The sequence below is a fragment of the Paraburkholderia sp. JHI869 genome, from assembly GCF_038900775.1.
In the GTDB taxonomy this organism is placed as follows: Bacteria; Pseudomonadota; Gammaproteobacteria; order Burkholderiales; family Burkholderiaceae; genus Paraburkholderia.
Genome location: NZ_JAYMSC010000015.1, coordinates 152,245 through 168,318, shown reverse-complemented (window position 1 = coordinate 168,318; position 16,074 = coordinate 152,245). Strand labels below are relative to the sequence as shown.

General features: G+C 63.6%; 8 protein-coding genes. 2 read left to right on the top strand and 6 right to left on the bottom strand.

From position 1 onward, the window contains the following. The 5 genes from VSR72_RS24725 to VSR72_RS24705 are packed head-to-tail and all read right to left on the bottom strand — an operon-like array spanning window position 1 to window position 13,401. Window positions 1-5,163 (bottom strand): AAA family ATPase, encoded by a 5,163-nt coding sequence (locus tag VSR72_RS24725; protein WP_342954969.1) that lies wholly within the window; start codon window positions 5,161-5,163, stop codon window positions 1-3. After that, complete coding sequence (locus tag VSR72_RS24720) at window positions 5,160-11,222, bottom strand: AAA family ATPase (RefSeq protein WP_342954968.1); 6,063 nt, start codon at window positions 11,220-11,222, stop codon at window positions 5,160-5,162. Before VSR72_RS24720 ends, VSR72_RS24725 begins: the two co-directional genes overlap by 4 nt. A 29-nt stretch (window positions 11,223-11,251) precedes the next feature. Beyond that, window positions 11,252-11,908 carry a response regulator gene (locus VSR72_RS24715; protein ID WP_342954967.1) on the bottom strand — a complete coding sequence of 219 codons (657 nt, stop codon included), beginning with the start codon at window positions 11,906-11,908 and terminating at the stop codon, window positions 11,252-11,254. Between the two features lie 45 nt (window positions 11,909-11,953). Beyond that, entirely contained in the window at window positions 11,954-12,688 is a 735-nt protein-coding gene (locus VSR72_RS24710) for a response regulator (protein WP_342954966.1), read from the bottom strand. After that, a complete protein-coding gene (locus tag VSR72_RS24705) occupies window positions 12,685-13,401 on the bottom strand; it encodes an XRE family transcriptional regulator (protein ID WP_342954965.1) in 717 nt (238 codons plus the stop codon). The genes VSR72_RS24710 and VSR72_RS24705 overlap by 4 nt, the downstream gene beginning before the upstream one ends. Before the next feature lie 283 nt (window positions 13,402-13,684). On the opposite strand from VSR72_RS24705, the gene VSR72_RS24700 reads away from it, so the two are divergent. Then, on the top strand, window positions 13,685-14,059 hold the full coding sequence (locus VSR72_RS24700; RefSeq protein ID WP_342954964.1) for a response regulator: 375 nt from the start codon (window positions 13,685-13,687) through the stop codon (window positions 14,057-14,059). Between the two features lie 173 nt (window positions 14,060-14,232). After that, window positions 14,233-14,595 carry a BON domain-containing protein gene (locus VSR72_RS24695; RefSeq protein ID WP_342954963.1) on the top strand — a complete coding sequence of 121 codons (363 nt, stop codon included), beginning with the start codon at window positions 14,233-14,235 and terminating at the stop codon, window positions 14,593-14,595. 117 nt (window positions 14,596-14,712) lie between these two features. Here VSR72_RS24695 and VSR72_RS24690 read toward each other — a convergent pair whose 3' ends face one another. Beyond that, window positions 14,713-15,981 (bottom strand): condensation domain-containing protein, encoded by a 1,269-nt coding sequence (locus VSR72_RS24690; protein ID WP_342954962.1) that lies wholly within the window; start codon window positions 15,979-15,981, stop codon window positions 14,713-14,715. Window positions 15,982-16,074: the final 93 nt, after the last annotated feature.

The window sequence follows — 16,074 nt, the reverse complement described above, 5'->3', positions numbered from 1 at the left end:
TTAGTGCCGAATGTCCTCGCGCGGCGCGAACGCTGCCGCAAGCGAGAAAACGAAGCGCGCACCATGCGGCGTATTGGGCTCGAACTCCAGCGTGCCGCCATGGCGCTCGACGATCGAGCGGCAGATCGACAAGCCCAGCCCCATGCCGGTCGCCTTGGTCGTCACGAACGGCTCGAATAGCGAACCCTCGATGCAGGCGTGCAGCCCGTGGCCCGAATCGGCCACGATGATTTCGGCCCGGCCGCCGTCCACATGGCGGCTGGAGAGTTCGAGCACGCGGGCGCGCGCATCGACGCTCGCCATCGCCTCCACCGCGTTGACGATCAAATTGAGCGCGACCTGCTGAATCTGCACGCGATCGCCTTTGACGAAAAACTCCGGCGCGATGGCGTTATTGACTTCGACATGGTTATTCTCGACCTCGGCGCCGGCGAGCAGCAGCGCTTCGGCAACGGCGCACCTGAGGTCGAATACGGTTAGCGTGGGCGGCACGTTCTTCGCCAGCTCGCGTATGCCATGAATGATGCTCGAAGCGCGCAGGCTCTCGCCCGCCACGAGCGCGAGCATCTTGCGCGCCTCCTCGAGCGCGGGCGGCTCTCGCTCGAGCCAGTGCACGCCCGCCGAGGCCGACGAATGAATTGCGCTGATAGGTTGACTGATTTCATGCGCAATGGACGCCACCAGTTGCCCCATGGTCGTGAGGCGCGTTACGCGTGACAGTTCGGCCATCGCGTTGCGCAGTGCCTCCTCCGTATGCGCGATGCGCTGATTCTGCTCGACGACATCCTGATAGAGGCGCGCGTTTTCCAGCGCGATGGCGGCCTGGGCACCGAGCACGGAAAGCACTGCGATCTTGTCCTCGGTGAACGCGTTCTCGCTGAGCCGGTTCTCCAGAAAGATCACGCCGACCAGACCGCCTTGCTTGAGCAATGGCAGGCACAGCACCGACTTCGCCTGGGTCCGCCGCACATAGTCGTCGCGCGTATAGCCGCCCTCCGTCGCCGCGCTGCCGAGCGCGAGCGGCTGCCCCGTGCGGATCACCGTGCGCACCAGTGTAAGCGGCAGGTCCTCGCTCGAAATCTCGCGTCGCACGACATTGACTTCGGCAAGTTCGGCGCGAGTTTCGGCTTCGGCGTGAATCTGCAAACCGCCTTCGTGGTTCAGCGCGAGCACGCAACGCTGGGCGCCCGCGTGCTCGAGCGTCACGAGCGCGAGCGTTTCGATCAGACGGCTCAACACGATTTCGCTGGACAGCGCGCTCGAAGCCTTGATGATGGCGGCAATATCGAGCTGCTGGGACGGGTAGTCGAAAGCCGGCATCGACGCGCTGGCCGCGGCCTCGGGTTTGAGGCCGCGCTCCGTCATGGCGCGCACCTTGGCATTCGCGCCCCACCATGCATAGGCGTGCGAAGCATCGCGCAAGTAGGCGTCGGCAATCACGGCGCGGCCCTGCTGGCGATGAAACCCCGCTGCGAGTTCGCACGCGAGCGCCTCGACATGCAGAATGCGCCGTTCGTGAGCGTGGCGAATGGCCTTGTTATAAAGGTGCTCCGCTTCGCGGGCGCGGCCGTCGATCCTTGCGATTTCGGCATCGACGAGCGCCGCCCGGCCCATGAGGTTGGCGGGGCCGACATGCGCCCATTCGGCCAGCGCCGCGCGATGTGCGTCGAGCGCTTCGCGGTGCGTGGCCTGTTCTTGCGGCGTGGCCGCCAGTTCGCACAGCTTCGCCCGCGTAAGCGCGCCAAAGAAGCGATATTCGATCAATTCGAGGAACATTCTCGACGCGCCGATCGACCGCCTCGCCGCCACCTCCGCTTCGAGCGCCGCTTCGATATCGCCAGAAATAAAGCTCGCCTGAAGCATGCATGTCCAGTAGGCAAAGCCGACGCTCGTGTTGTTCGCACGAACGGCGTCGATGTCCCGCTGGTACTCCTCGTCACCGGGCGGCTCCGCGCTCTCGCGCCGACCCACATCGCCCAGTTGTTCGACTAGCTGGATCTGCGCGCGGAAAACGCCCGAATACAGAAAGAACCGCGACAGCTTTGCAACGTTCAGCCCGTTCCTCGCCTCCGCAAGCACTTCGTCCAGCGGCCTGCCCGCAAGAAGCAGCACGCTCACCACATTGCGCGCGCCGGACACGTCGAACACCAGATCGCCGTCTTCTTTCGCCACCTTCTTCGCTTGCTCGATATACGGCATGGCGTCCTGGGCCGGCCGGCTCCAGGGAATCACGAGGCTGCCAAAGCGCATGTAGATGCGCGCCTTGTAACGGGACCGCTTGCAACGATCGACCACGTCGACGGCCAGTTGTGCGAACTCGTAGCCCGTCCTGTAGTCGCCATAGCGCTGCGCGAACACCAGATTCAGGCACACGAAACCATAGGCCGCGGAATCCGAAAGACCGTGCCGCAAACTGAGCAAGGTCAGGTTCAGCAGAATCACGTCGAGCAGATTCGCGTTGAAAAAGAGCGCAGGCGGAATGAGGTCCGCGAGCACGTCGAGCGCGCAGCGCCACACCGGGTCTTCGACCCACGCGTTATCGGCAAGCTGCGCAACCGATCGGTCGCCCAATTCGCTGCGCAACTGCCGGTAAAGGCGATCAACCTCGGAGTCCGCCGGACGCTCCTCGATGTTGACGCCGAGCCTGGCGAGGAAATCGAGCCCCGTGGTGATTGCCTGAATCTGCCTGTTCTGCGCGGTTTGCAGGCTCGCCGTCAAGCGCGTCAATTCCGCCCGCAACGGCATGCTCACCGGCTTGCGCCCGAGCGCTGCGAGCCGCGCCTCGGCGGGCGCGAGGGTGCCGATCAGGCATTCCACGTCGGCCCGGTGGAATTCCGTCCATTGCGCCGTGTCTTCGTCGGTGCTTTCGTCGATCAGCGCCGCGGCCGTTTCGAAATAGACCAGCGCCGACGTGTACGCCGTCGCTGTCTTCGCTCTTTCCCCTGCAAGCAGATTGAGGTAGGCAAAGCGCTTGCGCTCCTCGGGCGAGACGATCCGCGAAGCCCCACGATTGATCTGGTTCGCGACGACGAAGAGCTCGTCGCTGGGCTCGTCCTCGCGCAAGCGCATGGCGAGCCTGCGCCCGATATCGAGGTGCAGGGCCGCCTGTTCGCTTTCGCTCATCGAGGCGTACGCGGCTTCGCGTATGCGGTCGTGCGTAAAGCGAAGCATGTCCGCGTCCCGGTCGATCAGCGAGGCGTTGAACGCCTCGCGCAGGCTCGCTTCCAACGCCTGCTGCGTGAGGCTCGCCGCCGCGGCGAGATCCGCGACTTTCGCAGCGCCACCCAGGCTCGCAAAGACCTGCAATGCGTGACGCGCGGCTTCGGACAGCCGCGCGAAGCGCAGCAGCATGAGGTCTGCCACGTTGTCCGAATACAGCTTGGTGCGAATGCGATCGACGTCCACGAGCCGCAGCGCGCCCTTTTCCTCGAACTCAATCAGCCCTTCGCTCGCGAGTTCCGCCGCAAGCTGGATCGTGAAAAACGGATTGCCGCCCGTCTTCTCCCGAATGATGTCCACGACCGGCAGCGACGCGTCGAGCTTGCAGCCGAGCGTATCGCCAACGAGGCGCGCCATGTCGCCGCGTTCGAGCGGATCGACCGCAATCACCTGATGCCGGTCTTTCGCCTCTGCAATCAGCCGCGCAAGTGCATGCCCCGGCGTCACTTCATTGCTGCGAAACGCCGCGATCAGCATGACATGCGAGAGCTCGCCGTCACGGGTCAGATAATCGAGGACGGTTAGCGTGCCTTCATCGACCCACTGCATGTCGTCGAAAAAGAGCACGAGCGGGCGCTCGGGCTGCAACACGCCTTTGAGCAGATCGGCAATCGTGCGCAAATAAAGCGCTCTGTCTACGTTGAATTGCGCTTCGTCGTCGCTCGACAGATCGCCCAGTATCAGCTTCAGGTCGGGCAAGAGACCATAGAGAATTTCCGCGCGCTTACCCAGGCGCGCGGCCAGGCGCGTGCGCGTCGCGGCAAAGCTCGCGTCTTCCTGGCCGAGAATCGGACGAATGAGCCGCTCGAGCGCGCGGGCCAGCGCGCCGTAAGGTTGCGTCGAGTCGAGCTGTTCGCAGACACCCCGCGCATACGAAATCGCCGGCGTGCCGATTGCGCTTGCCCACTGATCGATGAGCGCGGACTTTCCGCTGCCCGAATATCCGGCGACGAAGATGAGCTCGACCGCGCCGCTCGTGCTCACGCGGCGTAAGGTTGCGTCCAGCGCGTCCATCTGGACGCGGCGGCCATAGAGCGCGCCGGCATGACGACTGATCGCGACGCTCGCGTGGAGGTCCAGCGGAAACACAGCGGGCCCGCTGCGCTCCGGGCCGGCGCCGGCATTCAGGCAGCGCATCAAATCGGCCTGCAACCCCGCCGCCGACTGGTAGCGATCGTTGGGATTCTTGGCGAGCAGCTTCATGACGACCGCTTCCACCTGGCGAGGCAGTCCCAGCGCATAGGTTGAAGGACGCATGGGCTGCTTGGCGAGCTGCGCATGCGCAAGCGCCATTCTGTCGACGCCCGTAAACGGCAGCACGCCGGTAAGCATTTCGTAGAACAGGCAGCCCAGCGAATACAAATCGGCGCGGCAGTCCAGCATCCGCTCCATGCGCCCGCAAAGCTCCGGCGCCATGTATTCGATCGAGCCGCTGCTGCCACGGTGAAGATTCGTTTCGCGCTCCGAACGATTCGCCATCATCGCGTGGCCGAAGCCAATGAGGCACGCCGACGCTTCGGCATTGTCGAGCAGAATATGTGCGGGATTCAGGTCGCAATGGATCAGCCCGGCTTCATGGAGCGATTCCACGGCGCCCGCAATGGCAATGGCGGCGAGCAGAAAGCGCTCGAGCTTTTGCGGCGAACGCCAACGCTCGCGCAAGAGCGTGCCGCCGGGATCGCGCAACGCGAGCGCGCAAAAGCCGTTCTCGCGCAATAGCGCGTGAGGCCGCGCCGCCCATGGCGCAGCAAGACGCGTGCGCAGCGCATAGGCGTGCTCCAGCTGCGCGCGGCACTCGTGCTCGTTCGGGCCGTCCTCCGTCACCACGAACAGCACACGGGCGCCTTCCTTGTTCACGCCGCGATAGAGCGCAGGCGGACCCGCGACCAGTTGCGTGACATCGTAATCGGCCAGTTGATCGAGAATGGGCGCGGAATGGCTCATGCGAGCATCCCGTTCGCGTGAGCCGGCACAGCGACGTCGGCGCAGCGTCCTGCCGCGCAAAGCTCGAAGCAGAACGTCGCGCCCACCTCGTCGTTGTTGAATGCCCAGATCGAGCCGCGATGCTCCTCGATGATCGAGCGGCAAATGGACAAACCAAGCCCCATGCCGTCCGATTTCGTCGTGAAGAACGGCTCGAACAGCCGTTCGACGATATCGGCGGCGATACCCGTACCCGAATCGCACACGCTCACGCGCACGGATTCCGCGCCAACCAGTTCAGCCGAGATTTTCAGCACCCGCGTGCTGCCCGAACACTTCAGGATCGAATGCATGCCGTTGAAGATCAGGTTCATGACCACCTGCTGAATCTGGATCTTGTCGGCGGCGACCCTGGGCAAACCGTCCTCCGCCACGACACGCAGACGAATATTGTTCTTTTCCATTTCCTGCCGAACGAGCGCAACCACTTCTGTGACGGTTTGCGTCAAATCGATGGCGGCGCGATTCGGGCGCTCCTTGCGCGCGAGCGCACGCAAGCGATTGATCACTTCGCTCGCGCGGTCCGCGTCGCTCACGATGCGCGAGAGATTGTTGCGCGCTTCGGCGACCGAAGGCACCGCGCGGTCCAGCCAGCGCATGCCCGCCTCGCCATGCGTGATGATCGCCATGAGCGGCTGCTTGAGGTCGTGCGCGAGCGACGCCGTCAATTCGCCCAGCGTCGACACGCGCGTGACGTGCGTGAGTTCCGCCTGCGCTCGCAGCAACGCGTTTTGCGCCTGGTGAATTTCCGTCATGTCGGCAAGGGCGCCGACGTATTCCACGGCGCGGGAAGCGGACTCGATCGGCCTTGCCACCATGCGCAGGTACTTCACGGCGCCAGCCTCCACACGCACGCGATACTCGGCCTCGATGATCGACGCGCCTTCCTCCGCCTCGCGCAGCGCCCGACGCACCTGATCGACATCGTCGGGATGAATGCGCTCCAGCATGAGATCCATGTGCGGCCGCGCGGGCTCGTCCATTTCGAGGATCCGGTACGTTTGCGCGGAGCACGTCATGTCGCGCGATTCGACATTCCAGCCAATGCTGCCGATATTGCTCAGGCGCTGGGCTTCGGAGAGATACATCTCGCCGCGCCGCAAGGCGTCTTCGAAGGCGCGCCGGTCCGTAATGTCGATCGTCGCGCCGATATACTCGCGCGCGCCGCTCTCGTCGCTCGACCACGGACGGAAAATTACCTGCAGGCGGCGCAGGCTGCCGTCGTCCTGTACGGTCGAAAATTCGAAGCTATGGGTCGCATCTTCGCTGATCGCTTTCACGAAGACTTCCTTGAAGCGCAGATGATCGTCGACGTGCACGCGTGCCAGACACATTTCGATCGTCGGCCGCTCGCAGGTGAACTCCACGCCCCACAACGCGTAGTTCTCGCGCGACCACAGCAACTCGTTCGTGGTCGTGTTCCAGATGAAGGTACCCGTCTTGCTGATACGCTGCCCCTCTTCGAGAAACGCCTCGCTGCGTCTGAGCCGCGCCTCGGTCTGGCGGCGCTCGACGTTCTCGCGCTTGAGCGCGGAATAGAGTCTCGCGTTCTCGATGGAAATGGCGGCCTGGGTCGCCAGCATGTTCATCAGGTTGATGCGCGCGACATCGAACACGTATGGGGTGACACCGTTTTCCATGTACAGCACGCCGACCAGCCCCCCATGCCGCAACAATGGCAGGCAGAGAAGCGAGCGGCAGCGGCTTGTACCGAGATAGCGGTCGTCGCGGAAGTCGTTCGGCTCCGCGCCGTCGTCGATGACGACGCTCTCGTGAACCCGCATGACATGGCGAATTACGGTAAGCGGCACCATGGACTCGCACAGGCCCATGTCGCTAGCCTCGACCGTAATGCCGCTCTCCTTGCAGCCGGCCTGGGCCACGATGCGAAAGCTCTCGCCCGACCAGAGAATGAGCAGCGCACGCTGCGCGCCGCTGTGGCGCACGGCAATCTGCATGAACGCCTGCACCAGCTTGTCGAGATCGATCTCGCTCGAAACGGCCTGCGACAACTGGACCATCGCCGCGACATCGACTGTGCCTTGTGGCGCGGCGTGGGCGAGCGCACCGCGCGCAGCGGGCGCGGAGTCGCGCAGGTGATGAAAGGCCTGCTCGAGACTGCGCACCTTGGCGTCGGCGCCCCAGCGCGCATAAGCGTCGCGAGCCGAGCGCAGGCACGCCTGGGACACCGAAATCAACCCGCGTTGCAGGTAGAAGTGCGACGCGCATTCGCGCGCCATGGCCTCGTAATGCGGCTGGCCATTCTCACGGGCCAGTTCGATCGCGCGCTCGTATTCCTGCTCCGCCTGGACATAGTCGCCCACGAGCCGCGCATATTCGGCCGTGACGAGCGCGCAGCGGCTGCCGAAGTTCTCAGGCGCGCTTTGCGCCCATGACTTGAGCCGCTCGATGGCGTCGACCAGCTCACGCTCCATCAATTCGCGGCGCGCCTGGTAGCCCGCCTCCTGCCCGGCTTCCTGACGCACTTCGTCGATCACGCGCACGAGCGCAAGCGCGCGAAGAAAGTAGTAAGTCACCTCGATCGGCATGGCCATCACGGCGCCCAGCAGCGGCTCGATTTCTCTCGCGCGCGCAACCGTGGCGGCGAAGCGGCTGTGCAGGAAATCCAGCTTCATGTCCATGATCGCCGCATAAGCGATACCACAGCCAAACTGGCTCTCGCGCACGTACGCAACGAGTGCTTCACGCGTGGACGGCAGCCCAAGGTCCGCAGTATCGATGCCCTGCAGGCGCAGCAGGTACATCAACTCGAGCTCGATCGTGACGCTGATGGTCCTGTTGCGCAGCTCGTTCGCAAAGCGCAGATTTTCGCGGCACAGATTCGTCACCTCGTCGAGGTGATCGCCGCGCTCGTAGGCCTGCCAGATGCTCTCGAACGCGATATAGCCGGCGTAGATGAAGTCACCCGCTTCCACACACTGGCTCATCGCGCGGCTCAGTATGGGGATCGCCGCGCGAAATGGCCGTCGCCAGACCAGGATATGGTCGGCGTGCAAGTGCAGCAGCGTGCCGGTCAAACGTTGTTCGCCATAGCGCTCGTTCACGGCAAGCGCAAGCTCGGAGAAGCGCAGCGCGAAATCGAAGTCGCGCGTGGTGCCGACCAGCAACAGCGCATAGATTGCGTAGACGTACCCCGCCAGACGCGTGTTGCCGTGCGCCAGGCACAATTCCGCTGCCTTGAGCACGAGGATCGGGAACAGCTTCTGCACGCCGATATATGCACTCGGAATCGCGTCGATGATGAGGCCGATGACGGCCTCGTGCATGGGGTCTTCGAGGCAGCCGCGCGTGAGCAGCGCCGCCACCTGGTGCGGCGGGCACTGCTCGCGCAATGCCGCGAGCTTTTGCGCGACCAGCGCATCGTCGATGCCTTCGCCCTGCACCTCGACGTTCAGCAGCGCAAGCGCCTTGAGCGTCGTGTCGACCGCAAGCCGGTAGTCGCCCGACGCCTGGTGAATACGGATTTCCATGCGCAACGCGGCGGCGCGCTTGAGCAGACCGCCCGCGCGGCTGCACGCCTTGCGCGCCGTTTCGAGCGCCCGGCTGAAATCGCCCGTGAGGTACTCGCATTCCGCCATATCGAGCAGCAGCCGGAATACGTCGATACGCGCCTCGCTCACACCGTACTGATCGATGAGCTTTTCCGCCTGGGCGAAATACTCGCGCGCGGAACTCCAGGCGGCCGCGGCCTTGGCTGCGTTGCCCGCCACTACGTCGAGTTCGGCAAGCCGTATGCGGTCCGTTTGCGAAAGAATGCGCTGCGAGCGATTCAGGTGACCGACCACCTCGAACACTTCGGCCGCGCTCGGGGCCGTTGGCATGGCAAAGAGCAGATTGGTGCCGATCTGCGCGTGCGCAAGCTCACGCGTGGTTTCGCCCAGCATCGCGTACGAAGCCTCCTGCACGCGGTCGTGCGCGAAGCGGTAGGCTTCGCCCTTGCGCGACACGAGGCCCGCCGTCTCCGCTTCGCGCATCGTCGCCAGCACGCGGCGGCTGTCGGTGCCGAGCACGCGCGCCAGCGCGCCAACGCGCGCCGTGCCCCCCACGCACGCGAAGACCGCCAGCACGTGTTTCGTTTCGTCGTTCAGGCGCGTGAGACGCAGCGTGAGCAGATCGACCACATTGTCGGTGTAGCCCTTGTTGCGAATCGTGTCGATGTCCCACGTCCAGCCTACGCTGTATGAGTCCGGCATGATGAGCCGGTCCTGAATCAGCTCGCGCAGAAACTCGATCGTGAAGAACGGATTGCCTCCCGTCCTTTCGAAAATCACCGAAGCGAGCGGCGTGACGGCTTCAGGCGGTTCGACGAGCGTCTCCGCGATCAGCGTCACCACGTCCGCGAGCGTGAGCGGCAACAGGCCGATTTTCTCGGTCACCTTGCGGCCGAACAGAATGCCGTTGAGCCGTTCGCTCGCCACGCGCGAGCGGCCCAGATCGATGCTGCGGTGGGCGAGCACGAGCAGCAGATTTTTTAATTCGGCATCCGAAGCGAGTCCGTCGATGATTTCCAGCGTGCCGGAATCGAGCCATTGCACGTCGTCCAGAAAGAGCACGAGCGGCCGCTGCCTGTCCGAAAACAGCATGAGAAAGCGCTTGACGACCAGCAGAAAACGGTTGGTCGCCTCTTGCGGCGGCAGGGTTTCGATTGCGGGCTGCGGCCCCACCATCGCCCCAATCTCCGGCACCAGATTGACGATCAGTTGGCCGCTCTTGCCCACCGCCTCCTCGAAGCGCCCTTTCCATAGCGCGATTTCCGGGCCGGTCTTCCTCAGGAGCGGACGCACGAGACCGCGCAGCACCTGAACAAAAGCCGCGTACGGCACGTTGTCGTTGTACTGATCGAACTTGCCGAGCGTGAAATGCACGCCGGCCGCACCGATATTGCGCTTGAATTCCTCGATGAAGAATGTCTTGCCGACGCCAGGCTCGCCCTCAACGATCACCGCCATGGCGTCGCCAGTCTGGCGCACACGTTCCAGCGCGCCGTGCAGCTGTTCGAGTTCGCGCTGCCGCCCATACGTGCGCACGGGGAACACGGCACGCGATTGACGCTCGCCGCGACCGAGCAGCGCGGGCGAGACCTCCGCACCCTGGGTCATTTCGTCGAGACACAGCTGCAGGTCGGCCTCGACGCCCGCTGCGCTCTGATACCGGTCGCCGGCGGCTTTCGCCAGCAGCTTGTTGATGACGAATTCGATCTCGGGACGGATTCCGGGAACGAGATTGCCCAACGGCCGCGGCGTGCTCACGAGATGCGAATAGACCCATTCCTCGCGCTCGCGCGCCTCGTAGGGCATCTGCCCGGAGAGCAACTGATACAGCAGCACGCCGAGCGAATACAGGTCGCTGCGCGGATCGCTGCGCTGGCTCGCGGCGCTGGTGCGCTCGGGCGCGAGATACGGGAGCTGGCTCATGGGCACGAGGCCGGTTTCGCCACCGCCCGCGTAGTTGGCACCATAGTTGGCGACGTAATTGCCCTCGATGCCGCAGGCGCTGCCGAAGCCCGTGATCCACACGCGCTGCTCCCAATCCACGAACAGATTGGCGGGACTCAGATTGTGATGCACGAGGCCTTGCGCGTGCATGCCCTTGAGTGCCGCGGCGAGCGACACCGCAAGCGTTAGAAAGCGCGGCAGCGAGCGGCCATGCGCGATATCGCCGCCAAGCGACACGCCTTCGCAATTGTGCAGCGTGAGGAGAAACTGGCCGCCCGAACGAAACAACTCGCGCGGACGAATACCCCATTGGGAGTCGATCGAATCGCGCAGACCATATTCTTTCTCGAACGAAGCGAGGAGTTCGCGCGACGCGCGTTCCTCGAACGGCGCCTTCACGATGAGCGGCTGGTCGCTCGCGTCGGTGCGCACGCGGTACATCACCAGGCCGTCTTCGCGATGGAGCCGTTCGGCGCAGACAATGCGCCCGTGAATTTCCGCGGCGCCTGTCGCCTCCCAACCCGGGATATCGGCAATCGTTTGCCGAGCCGCTCTAACTGTCATGCTTCTCCCCATCCATGTCCTGCCGGCACTCAATTGCGCGCTTGCTGCGCGGCGCTGATGACCTCCATCTTCCTCACGAGATCGGCAACCGACTGCGCTTCGAGCTTGCGCATGGCAGAGCTGCGGTGAATCTTGATCGTGATCTCGCTCAGATTCAGTTCGCCCGCAATCTGCTTGTTCAGAAAGCCCTCCACGACGTACGACACGACTTCCCGCTCGCGCGTGGTCAACTGGTCGTAGCGCGCGCGCAGCGTCGCCTCCGAACGGGCGCGTTCGCGCCACGCGGCGTGGCGCGCGATGGCGGTCGAAACCGCGTCGATCACGCGCTGCTCGCGAACGGGCTTGGTGAGAAAGTCGATCGCCCCCGCCTTCATGGCCCGCACCGACATTTCAATGTCGCCGTGCGCCGTCATGAAGATAATGGGCATGTCCACTTCGTAGCGGTGCGCGCTCTGCTGAAAAGTCAGGCCGCTCTCGCCGCGCAGGCGCACGTCGAGCAGCAAACAGCCCGGCACGTCCTCTTTCGGCGCCAGCAGGAATTCGTCGATGCGCGTGAACGTGCGGGTCGCGAATCCGGACGATCGCAGCAGGCTGGAAAGCGCCGAGCAAATCGACTCGTCGTCGTCGATCACGTAGACGACCGCACCTTCCACCTTTGGCGCAGTACGAACTGCGTTTTTATCCATTACCGTTCCCCTGCTGGCATGCACGTTGTTCTCCGGGATAGTTCATCAATCGCGGGGAAGCGGGTCGGTTATCGACCCGGCATCGCCTTCGATCTGCAGCGTCCGGATTTTTCGCACCAGGTCCGCCGTCGTGCGCGCGGCGAGCTTCTTCATCGCTCTCGCGCGGTAAATCTTCACGGTCATCTCGCTGAGTTCCAGCTTGCTTGCGGCCGCCTTGTTCATATACCCAACAGCCACGAGCATGGCGATGTCGCGCTCTCGCGGCGTCAAGGTCGCAAACTGCTCCCTGAGCGTGCTCGACTGGTTCAGCTTCGTCAAACGCGCCGCGTCTCGCTGCAACGCCTCGGTCACGGACTCGATCATGTCCTGCTCGCGAAACGGCTTGGTCAGAAAATTGACGGCGCCGCCTTTCATGGCGCGTACCGACATTTCGATGTCGCCATATCCGCTCATGAAAATAATCGGAATGACGATTTCGTTTTCCGCCGCCCAATCCTGAAACTCAAGACCGCTCTCGCCTTTCAATCGCACGTCGAGTATCAGGCAGCCTGGAATGTCGGTTTGCACGCGCTCGCAAAACAGCGCCGTGGACGGGAACGTCTCGACATGAAACCCCACCGATTCGAGCAGGCTCTTGAGTCCTTCCCTGAGCTTTTCGTCGTCGTCGACAATAAAGACCTTCGATGCGGCAGACTTGGCGCAAGCACGATTCGCGTGGTTCGCGTGGCTCTGCGCGTCAAACCTGAACGACGACAACGATCCATTCGCTGCGCCGCTCATCGCCCGCCGTCCTGATTCGCAACGATCATGAGCGCCTTTGCCTCGGTGGCGGTGGAAAAATAGCGATGGGGCAGCGCCGCTTCGAAGTAAAAACTGTCGCCCGCGCCCAGAGAGAACTTCTTGACGCTTCCGTCAATCACAATTTCGAAATCGAGTTCGCCTTCCAGCACATAAACGAATTCCTCGCCCGAGTGCTCGAAAAAATAGTCGTGCTGTGCATGCGCCGAAAAACTGAACAACAGGGGCTCCATGCTTTTGCGTCCCACAGGGTGCGCAAGCGTTGCATGCTCGATGCCGGGCGCGACGTCGCTTTTTGCCCGCGGCTTGCGCTCGCCATGACGCACGATCGAAACGCGCCGGTCCGCGGCGCGTTCATCCAGCGGCTCACGCTCCGCGAAGAAGTAGCCCAGCTCCACGCCCAGGCAGCGCCCCAGCCGCGCAAGCGTGGCGAACGGCGGCGCCTTCACGTCGCTTTCCATGCCCAGAAGCTGCGCCTCGGTGAATCCGGACAGCGCCGCCAGCGTTTTCAGATCGATACGCCGCGAAAGCCGCAACGCCTTGAGCCGCGCGCAGATCTTCGCCTCTTCCAGCGCGATCGCATAATCGGACCAGGTTTGATCGGAGTTTTCAGCGCGGCGTTGCCCGGCAGGCGGCGTGCCAAGGCTCGCGTCCACGGACCCGCGCTCGCCACGATCGCTCTCGACTTGGTACATGCCAGACTCCACCGTTTGCTGATTTCAGGCGTCAATCCAAAGGGAATATCGCGCGCGACGCGCGCGAAAAAGCGCAATTGTTTTGTAAGCGTTGTGTGCCGAGCGAGGGGTCGTGCGGTGGGTGAACCCTCATATCCCGTTTGCATCTTACCTATGGATTGCGGCAAACCCTATCTATACCTCCGTATGATTTCGGCGGCTGGAGGTCTCCTGTAAGCTTAAGCCGCGTACACGCGACGAATCACAGCCATCCTGCCTTCCAGCACGCCACGGGAGATATTCATTGTGTACGCCACAAGTCATCTGGGTGGTTGACGACGACCCTTCGGTCCGCTCCGGCCTCTCCAGCTTGCTACGCTCACTCGATTACGACGTCGTGACCTTCGAATCCGGCGTGGATCTGCTGGCCGCCGTGGGCGCCCGGCACCCTCGCTGCATCATTTCGGACGTCCAGATGCCCGGCATGACCGGCGTCGACATGTTTTTGCGCCTGCTGGGCGCCGGTATTCGCATACCCACGATTTTCGTGACTGCCTACCCCATGCCCGAACTCCAGAGCCAGGCGCTGGACAATGGCGCGAGTGCATTCCTCATCAAGCCCGTGCGCGCGAAGGACCTCGCCGCCGCCGTTGCCGCGGCGGCCGCTGCCGCAGCGTAAATCATCATTACGCATCGCCGGGTCATTCGAAGGTATAACGCGCCGTTGACATTCGTATAGTTCGAAGCACCTAACGTCTGATAGAGCCAGGACGGCCAGCGGTCTATGCTTCCCACCGGGCAAGACCCGCATTGACAACTCCTCGTTCATATTCAACGTCAACAGGTGATTCCATGACGCTTCGCTCCAAGGCACTTACGGCCGCACTCGCCGTGCTGCTCTCTTCCGCCGCCCTCGCACAAACCACGACGACCGGCGACGCGCCCGCGCTCACCAAGCAGCAGATCCGCGCGCAAATGCATGCCGACCGCGCCGCCAACCACGCGCTGGCGAAGAAGGTTCGCGAAGCCCTCTTCAAGAACCCCGAGCTGAACGACACGGACATCGCCGTGTTCGCCAATACGCGCACGGGCAAGGTCATTCTGGCGGGCACGATTCTCGACGAATCGCAGGACCAGGTCGCTCAGGACGTCGCATCGAAAGTGCCGGGCGTCCAGTCGGTCTCGACCAAGCTGACGCTCTACGCAGCACCCTGATGCTCGCGGTTGCACGGTGAGCGAGTGCGCCGGCCACGCCGGCGCACTTCGCTTCATCCTGGTGCGGCTTCGGTTTGCGCCGCAGTTTCCAGCCCGGTGTTCAACTCAGTTTTCAAATCAGGTGGCAACGGCCTCGCTCAGTACGGCGCTCACTTCGTCGAGCAGTCCTGGCATGGCGCTGTAGCTCGCCTGCGTGAGACGCAGCACGCCCCCTAGCGTGCAGACGCCCACGACCTGATCGTCCGCGAAACCCGAACTCACGATCGGCCCCCATAGCGCCTTCAGCGCGAAGCCCTCGTAGTTCGTAGCGACTGGCTCGCGGCCCAGGTTCGAAAGCAGCACGTCGAACGCCAGCATGTGCGAAAGAAAACCCGCTGCATCTTCAACAGACGGATTCGACGACATGAACGCATCCAGCGCTTTCGTTTCCTGCACGACCGAGGCATGCGTTTGCGCGGGCGCCAGCAATGCCTTGACCTCGCGAGCCGCATGCCAGAACGGCGCGCCGCGCGGTCGATCGTCGATCGTCACGGTTTGCGTGATGTATACGCCGTTGGCCTCGCCCATGCCACCCACGGTCCGGCGCACGTCGATCGGCGAAACGGTGCGCACGGGCCGCTCGCGCCACGCCCGCGACAAACGCCGCCCCGCTTCATGAACCGCCGCTGCGACCGCGCCATGCACCGTCGTGCGCTCGATGCGCGAGCGCTCCACGACGGCGCGCGTAAGTTCCGCGCTGAGCGCGAGCGCGGCGACCTCGGCGCGCGCGCCCGAAGCCGCGCGGAACACCTTGGGTGCGGGCGCCGGCGCCATCGCACCGGGTACGCTCGCCGCGGCCATTTGCGCTCTCAACAGGCTTTCGAGCGGTTGCACGAGGGGCAGACTCATGAGCGAGCCGCCCGCGAGCGCGCGCAGCAAATCCTCGATCACATAGGCGCCGCCCATGCCGTCCAGCACGCAATGGTGCGCGGCGAGAATGAGCGTCGAACCGCTTTCGCCCTGCAACACGGTTGCGCGCACAAGCGGTGCGGTCGACCAGTCGAAGGGCGTGTTCATTTCTCTCTCCACCTCGACCTGCCAGGACGCCCGCGCGTCCACCACCACGCGCAGGGGAATCCGTGCATGCGGATCGCGATAAAAAGCCGGAGCCGCGCCACCATCGGCGACGATGCGCGTGCAAAGCAAGGGATGCCGCTGCTGGAGTGCAAGCAACGCCGCGTGCCAGGCGCTGGGTTCGAACACACGGTCGATTTGCGCGACCAGCGCGAAATGTATCGTGCGATTCCTGTCGATGAGCCAGAACAAATGTTCCGTACCGCCCAGCGCCCTGACCAAAACGGGCGCCTGTTTCGTGTTGCTTTCGATATCCGCTTGCTGATTTCGCATCTGAATTCCGTGTTCTTCAAAAGGGAGGGAAGCGTCGAACGTAATGGCTTCCTCACAGAGAACACCTGGGGAGCGCCGCGCATTCCACGATCT